General features: G+C 66.3%; 20 protein-coding genes. 5 read left to right on the plus strand and 15 right to left on the minus strand.

Annotated elements, in window-relative coordinates; genetic code table 11:
* The 3 genes from VKG81_RS17600 to VKG81_RS17610 all read right to left on the minus strand — a co-directional run.
* A partial coding sequence (locus VKG81_RS17600) for a DUF222 domain-containing protein (protein ID WP_324397835.1) occupies positions 1-347 on the minus strand: 347 nt, incomplete at its 3' end.
* A gap of 115 nt (positions 348-462) precedes the next feature.
* The gene (locus VKG81_RS17605; RefSeq protein WP_324397836.1) at positions 463-1317 is read right to left on the minus strand and encodes a mycofactocin-coupled SDR family oxidoreductase; all 855 of its coding nucleotides are present in this window, start codon (positions 1315-1317) and stop codon (positions 463-465) included.
* 79 nt (positions 1318-1396) lie between these two features.
* Complete coding sequence (locus tag VKG81_RS17610; protein ID WP_324397837.1) at positions 1397-2257, minus strand: SHOCT domain-containing protein; 861 nt, start codon at positions 2255-2257, stop codon at positions 1397-1399.
* A gap of 140 nt (positions 2258-2397) precedes the next feature.
* Here VKG81_RS17610 and VKG81_RS17615 point away from each other — a divergent pair, with 140 nt between their 5' ends.
* Positions 2398-2907, plus strand: a complete 510-nt coding sequence (locus VKG81_RS17615) for an MFS transporter (protein WP_324397838.1) — start codon at positions 2398-2400, stop codon at positions 2905-2907.
* A 42-nt stretch (positions 2908-2949) separates the two neighbouring features.
* Positions 2950-3525, plus strand: a complete 576-nt coding sequence (locus VKG81_RS17620) for a hypothetical protein (RefSeq protein WP_324397839.1) — start codon at positions 2950-2952, stop codon at positions 3523-3525.
* Positions 3526-3584: 59 nt separating this feature from the next.
* Here VKG81_RS17620 and tuf read toward each other — a convergent pair whose 3' ends face one another.
* The 5 genes from tuf to VKG81_RS17645 form a co-directional block, all read right to left on the minus strand.
* Positions 3585-4775 (minus strand): elongation factor Tu, encoded by a 1191-nt coding sequence (gene tuf / locus VKG81_RS17625; RefSeq protein ID WP_324397840.1) that lies wholly within the window; start codon positions 4773-4775, stop codon positions 3585-3587.
* A gap of 87 nt (positions 4776-4862) precedes the next feature.
* Positions 4863-6968 carry an elongation factor G gene (gene fusA, locus VKG81_RS17630; protein WP_324397841.1) on the minus strand — a complete coding sequence of 702 codons (2106 nt, stop codon included), beginning with the start codon at positions 6966-6968 and terminating at the stop codon, positions 4863-4865.
* Positions 6969-7047: 79 nt separating this feature from the next.
* The gene (gene rpsG / locus VKG81_RS17635) at positions 7048-7518 is read right to left on the minus strand and encodes a 30S ribosomal protein S7 (protein ID WP_324397842.1); all 471 of its coding nucleotides are present in this window, start codon (positions 7516-7518) and stop codon (positions 7048-7050) included.
* Complete coding sequence (gene rpsL / locus VKG81_RS17640; protein WP_324397843.1) at positions 7518-7892, minus strand: 30S ribosomal protein S12; 375 nt, start codon at positions 7890-7892, stop codon at positions 7518-7520. The genes rpsG and rpsL overlap by 1 nt, the downstream gene beginning before the upstream one ends.
* A 246-nt stretch (positions 7893-8138) precedes the next feature.
* A complete protein-coding gene (locus VKG81_RS17645; protein ID WP_324397844.1) occupies positions 8139-8759 on the minus strand; it encodes a TetR/AcrR family transcriptional regulator in 621 nt (206 codons plus the stop codon).
* A gap of 194 nt (positions 8760-8953) precedes the next feature.
* Here VKG81_RS17645 and VKG81_RS17650 point away from each other — a divergent pair, with 194 nt between their 5' ends.
* The 3 genes from VKG81_RS17650 to VKG81_RS17660 all read left to right on the plus strand — a co-directional run bounded on the left by VKG81_RS17650 (position 8954) and on the right by VKG81_RS17660 (position 12310).
* Positions 8954-9322, plus strand: a complete 369-nt coding sequence (locus VKG81_RS17650) for a DUF3060 domain-containing protein (protein ID WP_324397845.1) — start codon at positions 8954-8956, stop codon at positions 9320-9322.
* Positions 9323-9333: 11 nt separating this feature from the next.
* Complete coding sequence (locus VKG81_RS17655) at positions 9334-9738, plus strand: DUF3060 domain-containing protein (RefSeq protein WP_414685311.1); 405 nt, start codon at positions 9334-9336, stop codon at positions 9736-9738.
* Between the two features lie 241 nt (positions 9739-9979).
* Positions 9980-12310 carry an arylsulfatase gene (locus VKG81_RS17660; RefSeq protein WP_324397854.1) on the plus strand — a complete coding sequence of 777 codons (2331 nt, stop codon included), beginning with the start codon at positions 9980-9982 and terminating at the stop codon, positions 12308-12310.
* Positions 12311-12325: 15 nt separating this feature from the next.
* Here VKG81_RS17660 and VKG81_RS17665 read toward each other — a convergent pair whose 3' ends face one another.
* The 7 genes from VKG81_RS17665 to VKG81_RS17695 form a co-directional block, all read right to left on the minus strand.
* Positions 12326-13090 carry a crotonase/enoyl-CoA hydratase family protein gene (locus tag VKG81_RS17665; RefSeq protein WP_324397847.1) on the minus strand — a complete coding sequence of 255 codons (765 nt, stop codon included), beginning with the start codon at positions 13088-13090 and terminating at the stop codon, positions 12326-12328.
* Entirely contained in the window at positions 13087-13800 is a 714-nt protein-coding gene (locus VKG81_RS17670; RefSeq protein WP_324397848.1) for a PaaX family transcriptional regulator C-terminal domain-containing protein, read from the minus strand. Before VKG81_RS17670 ends, VKG81_RS17665 begins: the two co-directional genes overlap by 4 nt.
* A 21-nt stretch (positions 13801-13821) precedes the next feature.
* Positions 13822-14763, minus strand: coding sequence for a crotonase/enoyl-CoA hydratase family protein (locus VKG81_RS17675; RefSeq protein ID WP_324397849.1), 942 nt, complete (start codon positions 14761-14763; stop codon positions 13822-13824).
* Positions 14760-16388, minus strand: a complete 1629-nt coding sequence (locus VKG81_RS17680) for an acyl-CoA dehydrogenase family protein (RefSeq protein ID WP_324397850.1) — start codon at positions 16386-16388, stop codon at positions 14760-14762. The genes VKG81_RS17675 and VKG81_RS17680 overlap by 4 nt, the downstream gene beginning before the upstream one ends.
* 51 nt (positions 16389-16439) lie before the next feature.
* The gene (locus VKG81_RS17685) at positions 16440-17195 is read right to left on the minus strand and encodes a deoxyribonuclease IV (RefSeq protein ID WP_324397851.1); all 756 of its coding nucleotides are present in this window, start codon (positions 17193-17195) and stop codon (positions 16440-16442) included.
* 140 nt (positions 17196-17335) lie between these two features.
* Positions 17336-21286 carry a DNA-directed RNA polymerase subunit beta' gene (locus VKG81_RS17690; RefSeq protein WP_324397852.1) on the minus strand — a complete coding sequence of 1317 codons (3951 nt, stop codon included), beginning with the start codon at positions 21284-21286 and terminating at the stop codon, positions 17336-17338.
* A gap of 39 nt (positions 21287-21325) precedes the next feature.
* Complete coding sequence (locus VKG81_RS17695) at positions 21326-24820, minus strand: DNA-directed RNA polymerase subunit beta (protein ID WP_414685310.1); 3495 nt, start codon at positions 24818-24820, stop codon at positions 21326-21328.
* Positions 24821-25151: the final 331 nt, after the last annotated feature.

The following is a 25151-nucleotide window of genomic DNA, read 5'->3' on the forward strand; positions in this document are numbered from 1 at the left end:
TCCTCGATCAACCGGGTGCGCCAGACAAATGTGGCCACCATCGGGTAGTCGATGGCGCCGGTGCAAAACACCGCGGCCACCCTCGGCAACTCGTCGCGCAACGCGATCGCACAATCGAGCTGCGCGCCCGCCCGCCCCCGCGTGATGCCCAACGCCGCGCCGATTTCGGCCACCACATTCTCATACCCGTCGATCGCCCACCGGGCCCGCTCGGCGTCCCCGTCGGGACACCGGCGCGCATACAGCTCCCCCATCGCCGCCAGCCGCCGCGCACACGCCACGTTCTCCGCCCGCGCCGCCGCGCCCAGAACGTCCACCACCGCAGCATCGTCAAGATCCTCGAACATACGTTCGATACTACCCGCAACCACCGACAGCCCACCCGGCCTCAACGACCGCCCGTGGACCAAGTCCGGTCTGTGAATCACCACGGGCCCGGGCCGCCGCCCCCCGGTGCGGCAGTCAGTACTTCATCACGCCACGGTCGACGGCGATCTGCTGCCCCGAGAGAGTTGCCGACCCGTCACCGGCCAGCCATGCGACGACATCGGAGACCTCCTCTGGCGCCATGAACTCGTTGCGATGCCGCCTGCCACCGTGATCCTTGGGATTCAACGGCATTGGCGCGAAGCTGTGCAAAAAGCTCGGGTGCTTGGCGAAGATGGCCATCATCGCCTCCCGCTCGATCATCGGGGTGTCGATCGAATACGGGTGGATCGAATTGACCCGGATCCCAAACTCACCCAGCTCCAATGCCAGCGTGTTGGTCAACGCCGTCAACCCGTGCTTGGATGCCGCGTAATGCCCGTTGCCCGGCGTGGCTTTCAGGCCGGCCGAAGAGCTCACGATGATGATCGACCCGCCGTTGCCGGCCTCGATCATCGCCGGAACGGCAGCGCGAATCGTGCGCCATGTGCCCGACAGGTTCACGTCGATCACGGTCTCCCACTGATCGTCGGACAACTCCCAGAGCCGCCCCCAGCTGAGCACGCCCGCGTTGGCCACCAGGATGTCGAGCCTGCCGAACTGCTCCACTCCGTCGGCGACCACCTGCTGCAGCGCGGCGCTGTCACGAATGTCGACCTGGCGCGCCAGGATCTTTCGGCCGGTGGCCTCGACGGCCCGAACCGTCTCGTTCAGGTCTTCTGGCGTCGCCGCCGGGTAGGTGATCGACTCCGACACCGGCGTGCAGATGTCGATCGCGATGACGTCGGCCCCCTCGTTGGCCAGCCGGACGGCATGGGCTCGGCCCTGCCCGCGCGCAGCGCCGGTGATGAGCGCCGCGCGTCCTTCGAGCGCTCCTGATTGTGCAGCCACAGCCATCCCTTTCGCCGACTGCCGATCAGGCTAGCAGCGGAACTGGAACGTGTTCTAGTACCCCGCTGGACGGGCCTGTTCAGATCTCGGAGATGATTTGTTGGCGTTTCGAGCTGTACTCGGTGTCTGAGATCGCGCCGGCGCCGCGCAGTGTTTCCAACTCCTGCAGCCGCTGGGCGATCGACGGCTCGGACGGCGTGAGGACCGGCGAGGCCGCCACCGGCGCCGCCGGGGGGGCTGGCGTCGGCTGTGCAAACGGGGCGGGTGCCGCCTGGGTCTGCTGTGCAGCGGCCCGCCGGACCACCGCCTGGATCTGTTGCCGAACAACAGGATTCGATCGCAGGTCGGCCATGCCGCCGGCGGGGATGTTGTTCGCTTTCAGGATCTGCAGGATCTCCATCAGCGGTCCGGCCTGACCGCTGAGGTCGTACGTCTTGTTGTCCTCGGCGACCGTGAACTGCGCCGGAACCAGCCCGTTGACCAACGCGCTTCGCTCCCAATCGATCTGGTAGTCGTTCGTCGAGGCGTCGACGAGCACCACGAGTTTTCGGGAGGTGATGTTTCCCAGCCGCGTCACCGAGGCGATAACGCGGTTCTGGGTGTCGAACGGCGTGATCCCCGGACCTTCGATATGCAGGTTGAGCTTGACCACTGGCTGGTCGTTGATCCGGGTGCCGGTCTCGGTGATGCCGGTGATCTGGGCCAGCGCCAGGACGCCGGACTGCTCGAGAGCCTGCGTCTTCGCGTCTGACTTCGCACCGTAGTTGGCCAGCGCCAGTGCGATGAGCACGTCGGCCGCGGTGATGAGAAGGCCGACGAAAAACATCCACTTGAGGAGGCTCTGCTGGCCCGTCGCGAAGTACACGGCCAAGAAGATCGGCCCGACCAGACCGCCGCACAGCAGGACCATCAGCTGGGACTTGAGGTAACGCATGAACATTTCGCCCTGCTCCTCGGTTAGAACCGGCCCCGTGTTGCGTGTCAGGGTATCTCCAACGCCACCGGTTTGCCGCGGTCTTCGAATCGCAATTGCGGTCGCGTTTGGCCTTCGACATGCGGTCTTGGCGTTATTGCCAGCCCGTGATCCCGGTGCTGGCCCCAGCTCGCTCACGCTGGATTCTGGCCGCGGTTTCGACAGCGCTGTTCTGTGTTCAGATCGATTACTTCGCGATGAATCTGGCGTTGCCGCACATGGCCGCGGATTTGGGCAGCAGCGTCACGGACTTGCAGTGGGTGATCACTGTCTACATGCTGGCCCTGGGCGCATTCATGGTGCCGGCCGGCCGGATCGGAGACATCTTCGGACGCCGACGGGCGCTGCTGATCGGCATCGCGCTTTTCGGCGTGGCATCGGTGTTGTGCGCGCTCGCGCCGTCGGCCGGGATGGTGATCGCATTCCGCGCGCTGCAGGGGCTCGGCGCCGCACTGATCTTTCCGGTGTCGGTGAGCGTCCTGACAAACGCCTTCCCGGCAGAGCGGTCGAGCCAGGCCATCGGATTCGCTTACGGGATAGCGGGATTGGGAAATGCGGCCGGCCCGCTCATAGGTGGCCTCCTCACCGAGACGGTGGGTTGGCGGGCGATCTTCTGACTCAACGTCCCGTTCACGGTGATCTCGCTGATCATCGGTGCCGTGACGATCAACGAGTCCTCCGACAGCACGGTTCCTCGGCGGCTCGACCTCAGCGGCTTGGCGCTGATCATCACGGGTATCGGGCTGTTCACGTTGACCTTCGACCGGGCGCCGAAGTGGGGATGGCTCTCGGCCGCCACCGTGGTCGCGTTCATCGTCGCGGTCCTGCTGCTGGCGCTGTTCGTGGTCGTCGAGCGCAGGGTGCGTTGGCCGTTGGTCAACATGTCTTTGGCGCGCAATGCGAAGTTCGACGTCCTCGTGATCGCGGGAACAGTCGCCAACATCGCCTATGTCGTGACAATTTTCCTCTCGACGATGTATCTGCAGCAGGTGCGAGGCTTGACCCCGCTCACCGCCCGGTCCGGCGTTCCTCGGTCCGTCCATTGGCGCCGCGCTGGGCGGCTTGTTGTCGGGTCGACTGGCGGCGCGTCGGGCACCCGTTCTGGTCATGGGGATCGCCTGCGTCGCGGCTGCGCTGTCGGTGGCGGTGTTCGGGGCCGTCCTCGCTGTGCTTGCCGCCCTGCTGCTGCCGGCGGGCATCGTGGTGCTGACGATCGCGTGGGGACGCACCGCTGACAGCGAAAGCGGCGCCCACCCCGTTGGGTGAGCGCCGCTCGCGTGCTTGCTTGCTCAGATCACTTGACGATCTTCGTGACCCGGCCGGCGCCGACCGTGCGGCCGCCCTCACGGATCGCGAAGCGCAGGCCCTCGTCCATGGCGACGGGCTGGATCAGCTTCACCGAGATATTGGTGTTGTCGCCGGGCATGACCATCTCCGTGCCCTCCGGCAGCGTCACCACACCGGTGACGTCGGTGGTGCGGAAGTAGAACTGCGGACGGTAGTTGTTGAAGAACGGCGTGTGCCTGCCGCCCTCGTCCTTGGACAGGATGTACACCTGGCCCTCGAACTCGGTGTGCGGCGTGGTGGTGCCGGGCTTGGTGACCACCTGTCCGCGCTCGACGTCCTCGCGCTTGACGCCACGGAGCAGCAGACCGACGTTGTCACCGGCCTGGCCCTGGTCGAGCAGCTTGCGGAACATTTCTACACCGGTGACCGTGGTCTTGGTGGTGGACGGCCGGATGCCGACGATCTCCACCTCCTCGTTCACGTTGATCACGCCGCGCTCGACACGACCGGTGACCACGGTGCCGCGGCCGGTGATCGTGAAGACGTCCTCGACGGGCATCAGGAACGGCTTGTCGGTTTCGCGCACCGGGTCGGGGATCGACTCGTCGACCGCCGCCATCAGCTCCTCGATGCTCTCGACCCACTTCGGATCGCCCTCCAGCGCCTTCAGCGCGGACACGCGTACGACGGGGGCCTCCTCGTCGAACTCCTGCGCACCCAGCAGCTCGCGGACCTCCATCTCGACGAGCTCGAGGAGTTCCTCGTCGTCGACCGCGTCGGCCTTGTTCAGCGCGACGAGGATGTACGGCACACCCACCTGGCGCGCGAGCAGCACGTGCTCGCGCGTCTGCGGCATCGGGCCGTCGGTGGCGGCGACCACCAGGATCGCGCCGTCCATCTGGGCGGCGCCGGTGATCATGTTCTTGATGTAGTCGGCGTGACCCGGGGCGTCGACGTGTGCGTAGTGACGCTTTTCGGTCTGGTACTCCACGTGGGAGATGTTGATAGTGATGCCGCGCTGGCGCTCCTCGGGCGCATTGTCGATCTGGTCGAATGCGCGCGACTCGTTCAAATCGGGATACTTGTCGTGCAGAACCTTTGTGATCGCCGCGGTCAGCGTGGTCTTGCCGTGGTCAACGTGACCGATGGTCCCGATGTTGACGTGCGGCTTCGTCCGCTCGAACTTCGCCTTCGCCACTGTGTTGTCCTCCTGGACTTCTGTTGGTGCTTGTTAAGCAGTGTTGATCTGTTCAGTTGTGGTTGGCCACGAAGCCGACAGCTCAGATTACTGGCCCGTCGCCTTCGCGATGATTTCCTTCGACACGTTCGTCGGGACTTCGGCGTACGAGTCGAACACCATGGAGTAGTTCGCTCGGCCCTGTGTCCTTGACCGGAGGTCGCCGACATAGCCGAACATCTCCGACAGCGGCACGTGTGCCTTGACGACACGGGCACCGCCGCGCTCCTCCATGGCCTGGATCTGACCACGGCGGGAGTTCAGATCGCCGATCACGTCGCCCATGTAGTCCTCGGGCGTGGTGACCTCGACGGCCATGATGGGCTCCAGGATCACCGGCTGGGCCGCGGCGGCGGCCTTCTTCAGCGCCTGAGAGCCGGCGATCTTGAACGCCATCTCCGAAGAGTCGACCTCGTGGAAGGCACCGTCGTTGAGCGTGACCTTCAGGTTCACCAGCGGATAGCCGGCCAGGACGCCGTACTGCATCGCGTCCTGCGCGCCGGCGTCCACCGACGGGATGTACTCCCGCGGGACGCGACCGCCGGTGACCTTGTTCTCGAACTCGTAGGTGGCACCGTCCTCGCCGTGGAACGGCTCGACGGTGATGATCACCTTCGCGAACTGGCCGGAGCCGCCCGTCTGCTTCTTGTGGGTGTACTCGACGTTGTCCACCTTGCGGCGGATGGTCTCCTTGTACGCCACCTGCGGCTTGCCGACGTTGGCCTCGACCTTGAACTCGCGGCGCATGCGGTCCACCAGGATGTCCAGGTGCAGCTCGCCCATGCCGCCGATCACGGTCTGGCCGGTCTCGGAATCCTGATGCACCTTGAAGGTCGGATCCTCCTCGGCCAGCTTCTGGATCGAGGTCGACAGCTTCTCCTGGTCGCTCTTGGTCCTCGGCTCGATGGCCACCTCGATCACCGGATCGGGGAAGGTCATCGACTCCAGGACGACCTGGTCGTTCGGGTCGCTCAAGGTGTCGCCGGTGGTGGTGTCCTTGAGGCCGATCACCGCGTAGATGTGGCCGGCCGAGGCGCGTTCCACCGGGTTCTCCTTGTTGGAGTGCATCTGGAACAGCTTGCCCAGGCGCTCCTTCTTGCCCTTGGTGGCGTTGATGACCTGCGAGCCGGACTCGACAGTGCCGGAGTACACCCGGATGTAGGTCAGCTTGCCGAAGAACGGGTGGGTCGCGATCTTGAACGCCAGCGCCGAGAACGGCTCGTCCGTCGTCGCGTGGCGCACCACCACCTGGTCTTCATGGCCCGGCCGGTGCCCGACGGCCGGCGGCACGTCGAGCGGCGACGGCAAATAGTCGACCACGGCGTCGAGCATCGGCTGCACGCCCTTGTTCTTGAACGCGCTGCCGCACAGCACGGGGTAGATCTGCGAGGAGATCGTCAGCTTGCGGATCGCACCCTTGATCTCGTCGACGCTGAGTTCCTCGCCGCCGAGGTACTTCTCCAGCAGCTCCTCGTCGGACTCGGCGACGGTTTCGAGCAGCTTGGTGCGGTACTCCTCGGCGCGCTCGGCCAGCTCAGCCGGGATGTCGACAACGTCGTACTTCTCCCCCAGCTTCGTCTCGCCGCGCCAGACCTTGGCGTTCATCTCGACGAGGTCGACGACGCCTTCGAAGTCGCTCTCCTCGCCGATCGGCAGCTGGATCGGAACGGCGTTCGCGCCGAGGCGCTCCTCCATCGTGCGCACCGAGAAGTAGAAGTCCGCGCCGATCTTGTCCATCTTGTTGACGAAGCAGATGCGCGGCACGTTGTACTTGTCGGCCTGCCGCCAGACCTGCTCGGACTGCGGCTCCACGCCCTCCTTGCCGTCGAACACCGCGACGGCACCGTCGAGCACCCGCAGGTTGCGCTCCACCTCGACGGTGAAGTCGACGTGCCCGGGGGTGTCGATGATGTTGAGTTGATAGCCCTTCCAGAACGTCGTCGTCGCAGCCGAGGTGATGGTGATACCCCGTTCCTGCTCCTGCTCCATCCAGTCCATGGTGGCGGCGCCGTCGTGGACCTCACCGATCTTGTAGTTGATCCCGGTGTAGTAGAGGATGCGCTCGGTCGTCGTCGTCTTTCCGGCATCGATGTGCGCCATGATGCCGAAATTGCGGACCTTGCTCAGGTCGGTTAGCACGTCCTTCTGTGCCACAGAAGTCTTCCCACTCTTTCGCTTGCTTGGTTGCTGTTCGTTTGCGGGCCTCGGCGGCCACGCTGCCGCCGGCGGCCTTTCACCAGCGGTAGTGCGCGAAGGCTCGGTTCGCTTCGGCCATCTTGTGGGTGTCTTCGCGTCGCTTGACCGAAGCGCCCAGGCCATTGCTGGCATCGAGGAGCTCGTTGGCCAGGCGCTCGACCATCGTCTTCTCGCGGCGCTGCCGCGAGAAGCTCACCAGCCAGCGCAGGGCCAGCGTGGTGGAACGGTCAGCGCGCACCTCGACGGGAACCTGGTAGGTCGCGCCACCCACGCGGCGGCTACGGACCTCCAACGCGGGCTTGACGTTGTCGAGAGCGCGCTTGAGGGTGACGACCGGATCGGTGCCGGTCTTCTCACGAGCCTGTTCGAGCGCACCATATACAATACGCTCGGCCAGGGATTTCTTCCCTTTCAGCAAAACTTTGTTCACCAGCTGGGTGACCAGCTGGGAACCGTAGACCGGGTCGTTGACCAGCGGGCGCTTGGGCGCGGGCCCCTTGCGCGGCATCAGCTCTTCTCCTTCTTGGCGCCGTAGCGGCTGCGGGCTTGCTTGCGGTTTTTCACGCCCTGCGTGTCAAGCGAGCCGCGGATGATCTTGTAACGCACGCCCGGGAGGTCCTTCACACGACCGCCACGCACCAGCACCATCGAGTGCTCCTGCAGGTTGTGGCCCTCGCCGGGGATGTAGGCCGTGACCTCGACCTGGCTGGTCAGCTTCACGCGCGCGACCTTGCGAAGCGCCGAGTTCGGCTTCTTCGGGGTGGTCGTGTACACCCGGGTGCACACGCCGCGACGCTGGGGGCTGCCCTTGAGTGCCGCGGTCTTGACCTTGGCGACCTTGTCGGTGCGACCCTTGCGGACCAGCTGCTGGATGGTTGGCATCTACCGGCTTTCTCTTTTTCGTTCTCTTCAAGTCTGTGTACTGCGGTTTTGCCCCGCTCCGGTATCCCGGAGCCGGGCGTGTCGCATGCGTCTGCCGCGGTCTCGACCGTTGCATCGTGGACATGCGAATTGGCCCGGCGTGCGGGCGTGCTTCACCGCAGGCGCCTTATCTACCAGGCACGACCCACCACGATACCAAAGCAGCGGGTGGCGTAACAAACTCCCGGCCCCGCACCTAAGCGCAGGTCATGCCCCTAATCGTGCTTCGAGGCCCGCGGCGAGCCTCAATACCATGTCGGAGAAGACCGCGTCGACGTCGATGTCCGCCATCACCCCGGTCATCTCCAGCATCACAAAGCCGTGCAGGGCCGCCCAGAATTCCAGCGCGGCGTAGAACGCGTCCTCGCCGCCGAGTCCGTAGGAGGCCAGCACCGCGATGACGGGTTCCGCCGCCGCACGGGCCACCGCGGTGTACTCGGGGTCGTCGCCGCCGAGCGGCATCCGGGTGAACGCCGAATAGCGGCCGGGATGGTGGTGGGCGTAGCTGCGGTACGCGCCGGCCATCACCAGCACCGCGTCGTCGCGGGTGCGGCCCTGGCCGACGGTGCCGAGCATCTCGATGATGTCCCCGATCACCCGCTTGCGGACGTTGCGTCGCAGGTCGTCGAGGCTGTCGACGTGGTTGTACAACGACGGCCCCTTGGTGCCGAGCTGTGCGGCGAGGGCGTTGATCGTCAGCGCGTCCCAGCCTTCGCGGTCGAGGAAGGTCAGCGCCGCGTTGACGATGCCCTCTCGGCTGAGCTTGGTGGACCGCGCCGCGGTCCGCGAGCGGCCGGCGGCCGACCGCGAACCCGGCTCTGCTGCCATCGTCTCACCCTCTCGACTGGGTCAGCGATGAACTTTAGCTGTCCGGCACAGCGAACGGTGAGCTGCATTGTCGACCTGATGGGAAAGCACCACGGGTGCCGGTGAGCCACGTACCCTTTGCTCCGTCGGGGCACGCGCGAAAGGGGGCGAGACAAACGCCGATGAGCGCTGGCGCGAAGAGCAGACAAACGCCGATGAGCGCCGGGTGCGCTGCGGTGTGCGTGGTCGCGGCGGTGGCGGCAGCACCGGCGGCGCACGCGCTGCCCAACGACACCAACCCCGGCGACATCCAGGTGACCGCTGTCGGCACGCAGCCGGTCGTCGAGTGCGACGGCCATACGTTGTATGTCAACGGATCGAACAACGTCGTCACCGCGACGGACGCCTGCTATGCGGTGACGCTGCAGGGCTCGTACAACACGGTGATCGTCGATACCGTCGTCAACGACATCCAGGTGTACGGCTTCAACCAGACGGTGCTCTACAAACACGGTGATCCATACGTCTGGGACCGTGGCCGCGACCTGGGCATGACCAACCGGATTGATCGCGTTCCGGCATGACGGGAGGAACCATGCGCCTGTACCGCCCAGCCCTTGCCGTTGTCGCCGCCGCCGCGGCGGCCACGATCGCACTTTCGGGGTGTAGTTCTGGGAGCAACAGCAAGCCCACGGCGACGGCGGGAACCTCCGGCGCGCAGGTCGAGTTGGGAAACACCATCAACTACGGGTCGTTCAACACCACCGCCGACATCGACTGCGCCGACGGCAAGTCGCTCAATGTCGGCGGGTCCAACAACACGCTGACGGTGAAGGGCACCTGCGGTTCGGTCAATATCGGCGGGGCCGACAACAAGATCACCTTTGACAAGATCTCCGACAACATCAGCATCGTCGGCGTCAACAACACCGTGACCTACAAGGACGGAAATCCGAAGGTCAACAACCTGGGATCGGGCAACCAGGTCAACAAGGGATAGGCCGTCGCCCGGGCGTACCACCGTGGCGAACTCGCCGCATTTGCTCAAACCGGTTGGGCCGCCGGGATCCTGCTAGTTCGACCATTCGGGGTTTTCTCACGCGTGCCCGGCGTAGCGTCGCCGCCATCGGTCGTTCGAGAAGAGGACGGTGATCGCGATGTCAACGTCGCAGGGCGACGGTGAGGCACGCACGGGGACTGCGCCCTCCCCCAACGGAGACCCGCCCGGGCCGACGCCGGTGATGCGGGGAGTTCTGCCGATCCCGGATACCAAGCACGTCGGGTTGACGACCTATGACGCGAAAGACCCGAACACCAAATACCCGCCTATCACGATGCTCCGGCCGCCAGCGGGCGCCCCGAACGTGCTGATAGTGCTGATCGACGACGTGGGCTTTGCGGGCTCGTCGGCGTTCGGGGGCCCGTGCAGCACCCCGGTGGCCGAGCGGCTGGCGGCGGGCGGGTTGAAACTCAATCGCTTCCACACCACGGCGCTGTGCTCGCCCACCCGCCAGGCGATGTTGACCGGCCGCAACCACCATTCGGTGGGTATGGGCGCCATCACCGAGATGGCGACCTCGGCACCGGGCAACAGCAGCATCCGGCCGAAGGACAAAGCGCCGATCGCCGAAACGCTCCGGCTCAACGGCTATTCGACGGCCCAGTTCGGCAAGTGCCACGAGGTACCGGCGTGGGAGGTGTCCCCGGTGGGGCCGTTCCAGCAGTGGCCGACCGGATCGGGTTTCGAGTACTTCTACGGCTTTGTCGGCGGGGAAGCCAACCAGTACTACCCGGGCCTGTACGAGGGCACCACCGCGGTCGAGCCGCCGAAGTCGCCGGAGCAGGGCTACACCCTCAGCCAGGACCTGGCCGATCACGCCATTACCTGGGTACGCCAGCAGAAGGCGCTCGCGCCCGACAAGCCGTTCTTCATGTACTTTGCCCCGGGCGCGACCCACGCGCCGCACCACGTGCCCAAAGAGTGGGCGGACAGGTACGCGGGAAAGTTCGACGACGGCTGGGACACGTTGCGGGAGAAAATATTCGCGCGCCAGAAGGAACTCGGTGTGGTGCCGACCGATGCGGTGCTGACGCGGCGCCATGACGAGATTCCCGGTTGGGACGACATGCCGGACGAGCTCAAACCGGTGCTGGCCAGACAGATGGAGATCTACGCCGGCTTCCTCGAGCAGACCGATCATGAGGTCGGCCGTGTCATCGACGCCATCGACGACCTCGGGGCGCTCGACGACACCCTGATCTTCTACATCATCGGCGACAACGGCGCATCGGCGGAGGGCACGCCCATCGGGTGCTTCAACGAAATGACCACGCTCAATGGAATGCCCGGTATCGAGACGACCGATTTTCTGCTCAGCAAGATCGATGATTTCGGGACTCCCCGCGCCTACAACCACTACGCGGTCGGCTGGGCGCACGCGCTGTGCACGCCGTATCAGTGGACCAAGCAGATCGCGTCGCACTGGGGCGGTACCCGAAACGGCACCGTCGTGCACTGGCCCAACGGCTTTGCCGACAAAGGTGAGTCTCGCGACCACTTCCACCACGTCATCGATGTCGCACCGACCATCCTGGAGGCGGCCGGGTTGCCGGCGCCGATCTCGGTCAACGGTATTCAGCAGGCCCCGCTGGAAGGGGTGAGCATGGTGCCCATGCTCCACGACGGCGACGCCCCCGAGAACCACGAGGTTCAGTATTTCGAGATCATGGGCAACCGCGGCATTTACCACCAAGGCTGGACCGCGGTCACCAAACACCGCACCCCGTGGTTGGCCGACGCGCCGCCATTCGACCAGGACGTGTGGGAACTCTACGGACCCGACGACTGGACCCAGGCCCACAACCTCGCCGCCGAGATGCCGGACAAGCTGGCCGACCTCCAACGGTTGTGGCTGATCGAGGCGGCCAAGTACAACGTGGTGCCTCTGGACGACCGCTCCTTCGAGCGCATCAATCCCGATTTGGCGGGCCGGCCGCAGTTGATCCGCGGAAACAGTCAGCTGCTGTTCGCAGGCATGCGGGTCAGCGAACACTGTGTACTCAACCTGAAGAACAAATCGCACACCGTCACCGCCGAACTGGTCGTGCCGGAATCCGGTGCCCGGGGCGTGATCATCACCCAGGGCGGCAGCGTCGGCGGCTGGAGCCTCTATGTGCACGAGGGCCGGCTGAGGTACTGCTACAACTTCTTCGGAATCGAGTACTACATCGTCACCGCCGATAAGCCGCTTCCGTCCGGCCGGCATCAAGTACGGATGGAATTCCACTACGACGGAGACGGTTTGGCCAAGGGCGGCGACGTCACCTTGTACTACGACGGCGATGCCGTGGGCAACGGGCGGGTCGAGCAGACCGAGCCGATGGCCTACTCGGCCGACGAGGCCTGCGACGTCGGCGCCGACAGCGGATCGCCCGCATCACCCGACTACGGACCCACCGGAAACACGTTCACCGGCGAGATCAACTGGGTGCAGATCGACATCGGCGGCGAGAGCCACGATCACCTGATCCGCCCCGAAGACCGGATCAAGATCGCGATGGCCCGCCAGTAGCCGCCCCGGGGGCCGCTACATGGAGACGCCATGCCGGCCCGCGCCGGCCGCGAACCGCCGCGAACCCTCCATCGCCTCCGACGCCACCCGGGAGATGCTGGCGAATTCGTAATCGATTGCGTCCGCTTCCGACATCCCCCATTGCGCCAGCGCCGAGAGCCGGTCGGAGCGCATGCACTGCTGTGGCAGCTCCGCCAGTTGCGCGGCGAGCTCCTCGGCCTGCTCACGCGCTTGCCCTTTGGGGACGACACGGTTGGCCAAGCCGATCGCGCGGGCTTCGGCGGCATCGACCGGCCGCCCGGTCAGGATCATGTCCATCGCGCGGCTCTGTCCGATCAGCCGCGGCAGGCGCACAGTGCCGCCGTCGATCAGGGGCACGCCCCAGCGGCGGCAGAACACCCCGAACACCGCGTCCTCCTCGGCGACCCGCAGATCGCACCACAGGGCCAGCTCCAGGCCACCGGCCACAGCGTAGCCGCTGACGGCCGCGATCACCGGCTTGGACAGCACCATCCGCGTCGGTCCCATCGGCCCCGGCCCCGTCCTGTGCACCGCGTTGGCGTCCGGCGTGCCGAACGCCTTGAGATCGGCTCCGGCGCAGAAGGTTCCGTTGTCGCCCCAAAGCACCGCGACCGACGCGGTGTCGTCGTTGTCGAACTCCTCGAACGCCGCGACCAGCGCCGCAGCGGTGGGACCGTTGACCGCGTTGCGCGCCTCCGGCCTGTTCAGGACCACCGTCGTCACCGGACCCGTGCGTTCCACCCGCACAGCTTCACTCATGTCGCCTCCACCAGTTGCGTTTCGTCGCGCCGCGTTGCGAGTTCCTTCGCGAAGCGGAAGTAGCTGTCGCGCAATTCGTTTCCGGGCCACACCGACGGCAGTAGCTCTTCGGGCAGCACGGGGTCGGCCAGCAGGTGACGCACCATGCCGGCCGCGGCCGCGAACCGGCCGGGGATGTCGACGGTGGTCGCCATGTCGTCGAGCAGCCGTTCGGCGGTGCGCGACCAGGCCGGAAGATCCCACAACCGCGCGGCCAGTTCCACCGGCTCGTCGTCGCGGGCATGCAGCACGCGCACGCGCCGGGTGACCTCCGCGGGCAATCGCACGTCCAGGTTGTCCGGTCGCAACCACAGCCCTTCACGCAGCTCGCCGAACCTGTTGTTTTGCAGCATGGTTCGCAGCGATGCGCGTGCTCGCGCGTCGACGCCGACGCTGGTGATCACCAACGTCGTCCATGTCCCGTCCCACCGGCGCAGGCACGGCTGCAATGAGTCATCCTGTCGACGTTGCCGGGCCAGCAGGCGCTCCGAGAGACGGTAGCCCTCGGCCGAGCGGACCAGGTCGCCGGTGCTGACAAGCCGGGTCAGCGCGACCCGCACCGTGGGCTCCTTCAACCCGAAATCCGCGGTAAGTCGGATCAGTTCGGCGGCGCTGGCCGACGCCGGGTGTGCGCCGAGCAGCACGCTGAGCAGCACCGATCGAGCGGTCATCCGGGACAGCGTGCGCGCCACTCACCGCACCTCCGACGCCTTGCGGCCGTAGTCGCCGAACGGCTCGTCACGATGGCGTACTGCATCCCGGAAACCGTGCTGCACCGCGTCGGCGACGAATGCATGCCCTTCGGGCGTGTGGCGGGCGACGCCGTCGAACACGGTGCCGACCATCCGGCTGGTCGCAATGCCCTGCTGAAGCAGCGCGGTGTTCATCGCGAGCTTGACCATGATCAGTTGGTTGACAGGCACCGCTGCGATGCGTTCGACGAGCCGCTCGGTGCGCTCGTCGAGCTCTGCCGGGTCGGGCGCCTCGACCGCCAGTCCCCACTCGGCGGCCAGCGCGCCGGTGATGCAGTCACCGGTCAGCAGAAGCCGTTTCGCGCGCTGGTCACCGAGCCGGTGTGCCCACAGCCCGGCAGCGGGCACCCCCCACACCCGGGTGGGCGGGTAGCCGATCTTTGCGTCGGCCGCGGCGATCACCTGGTCGGCGTGCAGCGCGATGTCGGTGCCGCCGGCCACGCAGTATCCGTGGATCTTGACCACGGTCGGCTTGTCGGCGTGCATAAGGCTGGCAAACCCGCGGACGAACCGGCTCATCATCTGATAGTCGATCATCGGGTCCCAAGGCTGGTCTGGCAGGTGGTTGACCGCCTGGGTCTTGCCGTCGAGCACGGTGCCCTTGTAGGCGCCCGTCCCGCCGGCCGAAGCCGTGCGGTCGGCATAGGCGCTCAAGTCGAAGCCGGCGCAGAACCCGTCGCCGCGGCCCGACACCAGCATCACGTGGACATTGGGGTCCAGGTCTGCGCGCTCCACCAACGCCGACAGCTCCAGCGGGGTGTCGGCGACGATCGCGTTGCCCTTTTCGGGGCGGTTGAACGTGATTCGCGCAACCCGATCGGTGACCTCGTAGGTCATGGTCTTGAGGTTGTCGAAATCTACCGGTTGTATCGCGTGCGTCATCCCTTGACCAGTGCCCGCTCGAGGATTGGCGCGAGGTCGAGCCCGGGCGGCATCGTCCCGAACGCGCCGCCCCACTGGCCGCCCATCCGGGTGGCCAGGAACGCCTCGGCGACGGCGGGATGGCCGTGGCGCATCAAAAGCGAACCCTGCAGCGCCAGGCAGATGTCCTCGGCGACCTTGCGGGCCCGGTACTGGATGGTGTCGAAGTCCTCGAGCTGCGGCCTGAGCCGATCGACGTGGCCGTCCAGGCGCGGGTCCTGGCCCGCGGTCTTGGCGAGTTCGTCGAAAAGCACCTCGACGCATTCCGGCCGGGTTGCCATGGCACGCAACGTGTCCAGCGCGCTGACGTTGCCGGAGCCCTCCCAGATACCCATCAGGGGCGCCTCGCGGTAGAGCCGCGGCATGCCGGAGTCCTCGACGTAGCCGTTGCCGCCCAGGCATTCCATCGCCTCCGCGGCGTGCGGTGTGGCGCGCTTGCACACCCAGTACTTGCTGGCTGCCAGTCCGATCCGCAGCAGCAGCGCCTCGGTCTCCTCGCCGCGCGCCGCGTTGTCGGTGGCGCCGGCCATCCGCATCGCGACGATCGTGGCGGCCTCTGCTTCGACCGCGAGGTCGGCCAGCACGTTGCGCATCAGCGGCTGGTCGATCAGGTACTCGCCGAACGCCTTTCGGTGCTGTGCGTGGTGGATGGCGCGTGCCAGACCGTTGCGCATGCTGGTCGCGCTGCCCAGCGTGCAGTCCAGCCGGGTGAGGTTGACCATCTCGATGATGGTGCGCACGCCGCGGCCTTCCTCGCCCACCGGCCACGCGACGGCGCCGTCGTATTCGACCTCCGAGGACGCGTTGGCGTGGTTGCCGAGTTTGTCCTTCAGCCGCTGCAGGAACATCCGGTTGCGGGTGCCGTCGGGCAGTACCCGGGGCAGGAAGAAGCAACTCAGGCCGCCCGGCGCCTGGGCGAGCACCAGAAAGACGTCGCACATCGGCGCCGAGGTGAACCACTTGTGCCCGGTCAGGCTGTAGCTCCCGTCGGCGTTGGGTGTGGCCCGCGTGGTGCCGGCGCGGACGTCGGAGCCGCCCTGCTTTTCGGTCATCGACATGCCCGCGGTGATGCCGGTCTTCGTCGCGGGTACCTTCAGTTCGGGGTCGTAGTCGCGGCTCGTCAGCAGCGGCTCGTAGAGCGCGGCGAGTTCCGGGTTGTGGCGCAGCGCGGGCACGACCGCGTAGGTCATCGAGATCGGGCAGATGTGCCCGGGCTCGGGTGTCCATACCGACGTCTTGGCGGCACGGACGACGTGTGCCCCGCGCCGGTCGTCGGCCCACGGCGCAGCGTGCAGCCCGTGGCCTATCGCGACCCGCATCAGCTCGTGGTACGCGGGGTCGTACTCGACCTCGTCGATGCGGTGGCCGTAGCGGTCGTGGGTGTGCAGAATCGGCCGGTTGCGGTCGGCGAGCTCGCCCCAGCGGATGGCCTGCCGGCCGCCGGCGAGCGCCCCGAGCTCGGTCACCTCGTCGAGCCCCCACTGTCCGCCTTCGCGGATCAGCGCCTCGATGAGGACAGGGGATGAGGCGGGGTTGTGGTTCTCCAGCGGGGGAACCTGGTTGGCGACGACGTGGGTGTCAGGCATACCACCACTGTTACATTTTCTCGACAGCTGCACAATAGCCGTAACAAGCGCTCAGCCGCTCGTTTTGTCGCGCAGGAACACGATGTCGTCCTTGCGGCCCTCGTCCGGCGTCTCGCAGATGACCGGCGCGTCAGCGCCTGTCACCACGGCCACCAAAAGATCCGGGTCGATCTGGCCGCTGCCGAGATTGGCATGGCGGTCCCGGCCGGAGCTCGCCGCGTCCTTGGAGTCGTTGCAGTGGACCAGGTCGATGCGGCCGGTGAAGCTCTTGATCCGTTCGACGGCGTCGATCAGGGCTTCCCCGGCCGCCCACGCGTGGCAGGTGTCCAAGCAGAAGCCGATACCGGTATCGCCGATGTGATCCCAGAGGCGGGCGATCGTGTCGAAGTGACGCGCCATCGCGTGGTCACCGCCGGCGGTGTTCTCGAGCAGGACGGGCACCTTCGACTCGAGCTGGTCAAGGGCCTTGCGCCAGCGTTCGAAACCGGCGTCGAGATCGTTGTCGTCTACATGCCCGCCGTGGACGATGACCGCTGCGGCCGAGATCTCGGCGGCGGCGTCGCACGTGTCCTGAAGGATCTTGCGCGACGGGATGCGCACGCGGTTGTTCGCCGACGCGACGTTGATCAGGTACGGCGCATGGATGTAGAGGGGCACCGACGACGCGCGCAGCGTGGCCGCGTCGTCGCGGGGCTTGGGCTTCTTCCAGCTCTGCGGGTTACCCAGGAAGAACTGCACCACATCGGCGCCCTCGGCCTCGGCAGCGGCGAGCGGATCCTGAGGGCTGACGTGAGAACCGATGAGCACGCGCCCAGTCTAGGTGCGGGGCATGACACCGCACGGCCCGGGCAAAAACCCGGCCAACGAAACCCGGGCAAAAAACCCGGCCGATGAAACCCGGCCGATGAAAAAAGCCCCGGGCTGGTGCCGGGGCCTTTTTCGTTCAGTTACCGGTAATCCGAGTAGCCGTAGTCGTCCAGCGGAACAGCCGCTCCGGTGCTCTGGCCGAAGTCGGGGCTGTAGTACTGATCCTCGTACGACGGGATCGTGTACGCGGCGGCCCTTGCCTCTTCGGTCGGCTGCACCTGGATGTTGCGGTAGCGGGAGATGCCCGTGCCGGCTGGGATCAGCTTGCCGATGATCACGTTCTCCTTCAGACCGTTGAGCTTGTCGCTGCGGCAGTTGATCGCCGCATCGGTCAGCACACGTGTGGTCTCCTGGAACGACGCCGCCGACAGCCACGAGTCGGTGGCCAGCGACGCCTTCGTGATACCCATCAGCACCGGACGGCCCGCCGCGGGCTCCCCGCCCTCGGCGACCACGCGACGGTTCTCGGCCTCGAACTCCGACCTGTCGATCAGCGAGCCGGGGAGGAACTCCGTCGAGCCCGAGTCGATGATGGTCACGCGGCGCAACATCTGCCGGACGATCACCTCGATGTGCTTGTCGTGGATCGAGACGCCCTGGGCGCGGTAGACCTCCTGAACCTCGTGGACCAGGTGGACCTGAACCTCGCGAGGACCCTGGACACGCAGCACCTCGTGTGGATCGGCCGAGCCTTCCATCAGCTGGTCGCCGACCCCGACGTGATCGCCGTCGGACAGCAGGCCCTCCGAGCCGTCTTCGTGCTTGACCACGCGCAGCCGCTGCCGGCGGGACAGCTTGTCGTAGACCACTTCCTCGCTGCCGTCGTCCGGGGTGATGGTGATCCTGTAGAACTTCTCACCCTCTTCGATCCGGACGCGCCCGGACACCTCGGCGATCGGCGCCTTGTTCCGCGGCACACGGGCCTCGAACAGCTCCTGGACGCGGGGCAGACCACCGGTGATGTCCTCACCGACACCGCCCTGGTGGAAGGTGCGCATGGTCAGCTGCGTGCCGGGCTCCCCGATGGACTGCGCGGCGACGATGCCCACGGCCTCGCCGATGTCGACGAGCTTGCCCGTTGCCATCGAGCGGCCGTAGCAGGTCGCGCAGACGCCGTTGGCGCTGGCGCAGGTCAGCACCGACCGGACCTTCACCTGGGTGATGCCTGCCGACAATGCCGCGTCGATCGCCGGGTCGCCGAGATCGTGACCCCGTTCGACGATCACGTTGCCCTTCTCGTCGACGGCGTCGGCCGCGAGGGTCCGCGCGTAGGCGGACGTCTCGACATACGGGTGGCGCAGCAGCGTGCCGTCGGGCTGACGCTCGGCCAGCTTGACCGTGATGCCGCGCTCGGTGCCGCAGTCCTCCTCGCGGACGATCACGTCCTGTGACACGTCCACCAGACGCCGGGTCAGGTAACCCGAGTCCGCGGTACGCAACGCGGTGTCGGCCAGGCCCTTTCGCGCGCCGTGAGTGTTGATGAAGTACTCCAGCACTGTCAGGCCCTCGCGGAACGACGACTTGACCGGACGCGGGATGAACTCACCCTTCGGGTTGGTCACGAGGCCCTTCATGCCGGCCAGCGTGCGGGTCTGGATCGCGTTACCCGTGGCGCCCGACCGCACGATCAACGCGATCGGGTTGTCGTCCGGGTAGGTCTCCTCGACGGCCCTACCCACTTCCTCGGTGGCGTCCTGCCAGATTCGCACCAGCGCCTCGTTGCGCTCGTCGTGATTCAGGGCTCCGCGCTGGTACTTCTTCTCGATCCCGTCCGCTTCCTTCTCGTAGCGGTCCAAGATCTCCTGCTTCTGGGCAGGCACCAGCACGTCGGCCATCGACACGGTGACGCCGGAGCGGGTGGCCCAGTAGAAGCCGGCGTCCTTGAGCTTGTCGACGGTCTGCGCAACCACGATCATCGGGTAGCGCTCGGCCAGGTCGTTGATGATGCTCGCCTGCACCTTTTTGTGCATCTGCTCGTTGACGAACGGATACCCCTGCGGCAGCAGCTCGTTGAACATCACGCGGCCCAGCGTGGTCTCGGCCATCCACGCGTCGCCGGGCTTCCAGCCCTCATCACCGAACAGCTCGGCTTCGAGCTCGGCGGGCGGCCGCAGCCGGGTCAGCCGCACCCGGATCTTGGCCCGCACTGACAGTGCGCCGCGGTCCATCGCCATGATCGCCTCGGCGGGCGAGCCGTACACACCCGACTCCGGCCGGTCCTTGCCGGCCGGCTGGTACTCACCGGTGTCGCCCGGGACCATCGTGGTCAGGTAGTACAAGCCCGTCACCATGTCCAGACGGGGCATGGCGAGCGGCTTGCCCGACGCCGGCGACAGGATGTTGTTGCTCGACAGCATCAGGATGCGGGCCTCGGCCTGCGCCTCGGCGGAAAGCGGCAGGTGCACCGCCATCTGGTCGCCGTCGAAGTCGGCATTGAAGGCCTCACACACCAGCGGGTGTAGCTGAATGGCCTTGCCTTCCACCAGCATCGGCTCGAAAGCCTGGATCCCGAGGCGGTGCAGCGTCGGCGCGCGGTTCAGCAGCACCGGATGCTCGGCGATGACCTCTTCGAGCACGTCCCACACCTGCGGACGCTGACGTTCCACCATCCGCTTGGCGCTTTTGATGTTCTGCGCGTGGTTCAGGTCGACCAGTCGCTTCATCACGAACGGCTTGAAAAGCTCCAGCGCCATCAGCTTGGGCAGACCGCACTGGTGCAGCTTGAGCTGCGGGCCGACCACGATGACCGAACGGCCGGAATAGTCGACACGCTTGCCCAGCAGGTTCTGGCGGAACCGGCCCTGCTTGCCCTTCAGCAGATCCGAGAGCGACTTGAGCGGACGGTTGCCCGGCCCGGTGACGGGCCGGCCGCGGCGGCCGTTGTCGAACAACGCGTCGACCGACTCCTGCAGCATCCGCTTCTCGTTGTTGACGATGATCTCGGGCGCACCGAGGTCGATCAGCCTCTTCAACCGGTTGTTGCGGTTGATCACGCGGCGGTACAGGTCGTTCAGGTCGCTGGTGGCGAACCGGCCACCGTCGAGCTGCACCATCGGCCGCAGTTCCGGCGGGATCACCGGCACCGCGTCGAGCACCATGCCCATCGGCGAGTTGCCCGACTGCTGGAAGGCTGCGACGACCTTGAGCCGCTTGAGGGCACGAAGCTTCTTCTGGCCCTTGCCGCTCCGGATCACCTCACGCAGCGAGTCGGCCTCCGCGTCGATGTCGAAGTTCTCGATCAGCTTCTGGATCGCCTCGGCGCCCATCGAGCCGGTGAAGTACTCGCCGTAGCGGTCGACCAGCTCGCGGTACAGGTTCTCGTCGACGATCAGCTGCTTGGGCTCGAGCTTGGTGAACGTCGTCCAGATCTCCTCCAACCGGGCCAGCTCACGCTGGGCACGGTCGCGGAGCTGGCGCATCTCGCGCTCGCCGCCGTCGCGGACCTTGCGCCGGACGTCGGACTTGGCGCCCTCCTCCTCCAGCTCCTTCAGGTCTGCCTCGAGCTTCTGCGCGCGCGCCTCCAGATCGGCGTCGCGCTGCGACTCGATCTGCTTCTTCTCGGTCACCATCTCGGCCTCGAGCGTGGACAACTCGTTGTGGCGCATCTCCCCGTCGACGGCCGTGATGACGTAGGCCGCGAAGTAGATGATCTTCTCGAGGTCCTTCGGGGCCAGGTCCAACAGGTAGCCCAGCCGTGACGGAACGCCCTTGAAGTACCAGATGTGCGTGACCGGCGCGGCCAGCTCGATGTGGCCCATCCGTTCGCGACGAACCTTGGCACGCGTCACCTCGACGCCGCAGCGCTCGCAGATGATGCCCTTGAAGCGAACGCGCTTGTACTTGCCGCAGTAGCACTCCCAGTCGCGAGTCGGTCCGAAGATCTTCTCGCAGAACAGGCCGTCCTTCTCCGGCTTCAGCGTGCGGTAGTTGATGGTCTCCGGCTTCTTGACCTCGCCGTAGGACCACTGGCGGATGTCGTCCGCGGTGGCAAGGCCGATGCGGAGTTCATCGAAGAAGTTGACGTCTAGCACGTAACTTCCTTTCCCCTTTCGGGACTAGATGACTATCGATTAAGCGAGGTCTTCGACCGACGCAGATTCGTTGCGGGACAAGTTGATTCCCAGGTTCGCGGCGGCGCGCTCCAGGTCCTCGTCGTCGCCGTCACGCATCTCGATCGCGGCGCCGTCGCTCGACAGCACCTCGACGTTGAGGCACAGCGACTGCAGCTCCTTGAGCAGCACCTTGAACGACTCGGGAATGCCCGGCTCGGGGATGTTCTCGCCCTTGACGATCGCCTCGTATACCTTGACCCGGCCGACGGTGTCGTCGGACTTGATGGTCAACAGCTCCTGCAGCGTGTACGCCGCGCCGTAGGCCTGCATCGCCCAGCACTCCATCTCGCCGAACCGCTGGCCACCGAACTGCGCCTTACCGCCCAGCGGCTGCTGGGTGATCATCGAGTACGGGCCGGTCGACCGGGCGTGGATCTTGTCGTCCACGAGGTGGTGCAGCTTGAGGATGTACATGTAGCCGACCGTCACCGGATACGGGAACGGTTCGCCGCTGCGTCCGTCGTACAGCACCGCCTTGCCGTCGGGATCGACGAGCACCTCGCCGTCGCGGTTGGGCTGAACCGAGGACAGCAGGCCCTGCAACTCGGCCTCGCGCGCTCCGTCGAAAACCGGCGTCGACACGATGGTCTCCGGCGCGGCCTCGAGCAGCGCCTCGGGCAGCTTGGCCGCCCAGTCGGGCACACCCTTGGCCGTGTCGACCTTCCAGCCGCTCTTGGCGACCCACCCGAGGTGTGTCTCCAGGATCTGGCCGATGTTCATCCGTCGCGGCACACCGTGGCTGTTCAGGATGATGTCCACCGGCGTGCCGTCCGGCAGGAACGGCATGTCTTCGACGGGCAGGATCTTGCCGATCACGCCCTTGTTACCGTGCCGGCCGGCGAGCTTGTCGCCGTCGGAGATCTTGCGCTTCTGGGCGACGTAGACCCGGACCAGCTCATTGACGCCGGCCGGCAGTTCGTCGTCGTCCTCCCGCGAGAACACCCGGATGCCGATGACCTTGCCCGACTCGCCGTGCGGCACCTTCAGCGAAGTGTCGCGGACCTCGCGGGCCTTCTCACCGAAGATGGCGCGCAGCAGCCGCTCCTCCGGGGTCAGCTCCGTCTCCCCCTTCGGGGTGACCTTCCCGACCAGGATGTCGCCGTCGCGGACCTCGGCGCCGATGCGCACGATGCCGCGCTCGTCGAGGTCGGCCAGTACCTCGTCGGAGACGTTCGGGATGTCCCGGGTGATCTCCTCGGCGCCCAGCTTGGTGTCACGCGCGTCGATCTCGTGCTCCTCGATGTGGATCGAGGTGAGGACGTCCTCCTCGACGAGCCGGTTGGACAGGATGATCGCGTCCTCGTAGTTGTGGCCTTCCCACGGCATGACCGCGACCAGCAGGTTCTTGCCGAGCGCCATCTCGCCGTTCTGGGTGCACGGACCGTCGGCGATCACCTGACCGGTCTCCACGCGGTCGCCGGCGTCGACGATCGGGCGCTGGTTGGCGCAGGTGCCGTGGTTGGAGCGGGCGAACTTACGCATCCGGTACGTCTGCCGGGTGCCGTCGTCGGCCATCACGGTGATGTAGTCGGCCGAGACCTCCTCGACCACGCCGCTCTTGTCGGCAACGACGACGTCGCCGGCATCGATCGCCGCACGCAGTTCCATGCCGGTCCCGACCAGCGGGGCCTCGCTGCGCACCAGCGGAACCGCCTGGCGCTGCATGTTGGCGCCCATCAGGGCCCGGTTGGCGTCGTCGTGCTCGAGGAACGGAATCATGGCCGTGGCCACCGACACCATCTGGCGTGGCGAGACGTCCATGTAGTCGACCTCGGCCGACGACACGTACTCGACTTCGCCGCCCTTGCGGCGCACCAGCACCCGAGCCTCGGTGAAGCGGCCCTTGTCATCGATCGGCGAGTTGGCCTGCGCCACCACGTGGCGATCCTCCTCGTCGGCGGTCAGGTAGTGGATCTCATCGGTGACCACACCGCCGACGACCTTGCGGTACGGCGTCTCGATGAAGCCGAACGGGTTGACCCGCGCATACACCGACAGTGACCCGATCAGGCCGATGTTCGGACCCTCCGGGGTCTCGATCGGGCACATCCGGCCGTAATGGCTCGAGTGCACGTCGCGGACCTCGAGCCCGGCACGCTCACGGGAGAGGCCGCCGGGGCCCAGCGCCGACAGGCGGCGCTTGTGGGTCAGACCCGAAAGCGGGTTGTTCTGGTCCATGAACTGCGACAGCTGGCTGGTGCCGAAGAATTCCTTGATCGCCGCGACGACCGGGCGGATGTTGATCAGGGTCTGCGGCGTGATGGCCTCGACGTCCTGGGTGGTCATCCGCTCGCGGACCACGCGCTCCATGCGCGAAAGGCCCACCCGGATCTGGTTCTGGATCAGCTCGCCGACCGTGCGCAGCCGCCGGTTGCCGAAGTGGTCGATGTCGTCGATCTCGACCGGCACCTCCACGCCGCCCGGGACGGTCATCGCGGCCTGGCCCTCGTGCAGGCGCACGAGGTACTCGATGGTGGCGACGATGTCCTCTTCGGTCAGCGTCGACGTGGTGATCGGCTCGCCCGCGTGCAGGCCGAGCTTCTTGTTCACCTTGTAACGCCCCACCCGGGCCAGGTCGTAGCGCTTCTCCTTGAAGAACAGATTCTCCAGAAGCGTCTGCGCCGACTCCTTCGTGGGCGGCTCGCCGGGGCGCAGCTTGCGGTAGATGTCGAGCAGCGCCTCGTCCGTGCCTGCGGTGTTGTCCTTCTCCAGCGTCGACATCATGATCTCGCTGAAGCCGAACCGCTCGCTGATCCGCTCGTTCGTCCAGCCCAACGCCTTGAGCAGGACCGTGACGGGCTGACGGCGCTTGCGGTCGATGCGCACGCCGACGGTGTCGCGCTTGTCGACGTCGAACTCCAGCCACGCGCCGCGGCCGGGAATGACCTTGACGCTGTGCAGCGTCTTCTCGGTCGACTTGTCGATGGTCTCGTCGAAGTACACGCCCGGCGACCGGACCAGCTGGGACACCACGACACGCTCGGTGCCGTTGATGATGAACGTTCCCTTGTCGGTCATCATCGGGAAGTCACCCATGAAGACCGTCTGGCTCTTGATCTCACCGGTGTTGTTGTTGATGAACTCGGCCGTGACGAAGAGCGGGGCCGCGTAGGTCATGTCCTTGTCTTTGCACTCGTCGACCGGGGCCTTGACCTCGTCGAAGCGCGGGTCGGAGAACGACAGGGACATCGACCCGGAGAAGTCCTCGATCGGGGACAGCTCGGAGAGCACCTCTTCGAGGCCGCCGACCGGGTTCACGTCGCCGCGGGCCGTGGCAATTTCGCGCCAGCGATCCGAGCCGATCAGCCACTCGAATGACTCGGTCTGCACGTCGAGCAGCCCGGGAACCTCGAGAGGCTCACGCAACTTTGCAAAAGAAATCCGATTGGGCGCTCCGGGAACGGAGCCGTTCGTAGTAGCTACTGCTGACTTGCTCTGGCGGGAGACTGCCAAGATGCATCCTTCCAGCACCTCGTGCGACCTTCTGGTGGCAGCGTGTGCCGGTCCATATCGTCGCGATTCTGCGTCGGTTCGGCCGGCTAACGACCTGTCCTGATCTCGGACACGCACGAACGCCCCAAGGGGGGCTCAGGCGTGGACCACAGTGTCGGGTACAGGTGAGGTGGGCAGGAGGCAGCCAGCGCAACGTCCAACAATAGCGCAGGACGGCCTATTCCTCAACCGCGGGCACGCGTCATCAATGGCGCTGGCTGGCGTCCTGGTCTGCTACCTATGCGCATGCTGCCCAACAGACTGACGCCTCCGGGCGCGCTCGTCAAGGGTT

It is taken from the genome of Mycobacterium sp. (assembly GCF_035314905.1).
Lineage (GTDB): Bacteria > Actinomycetota > Actinomycetes > Mycobacteriales > Mycobacteriaceae > Mycobacterium.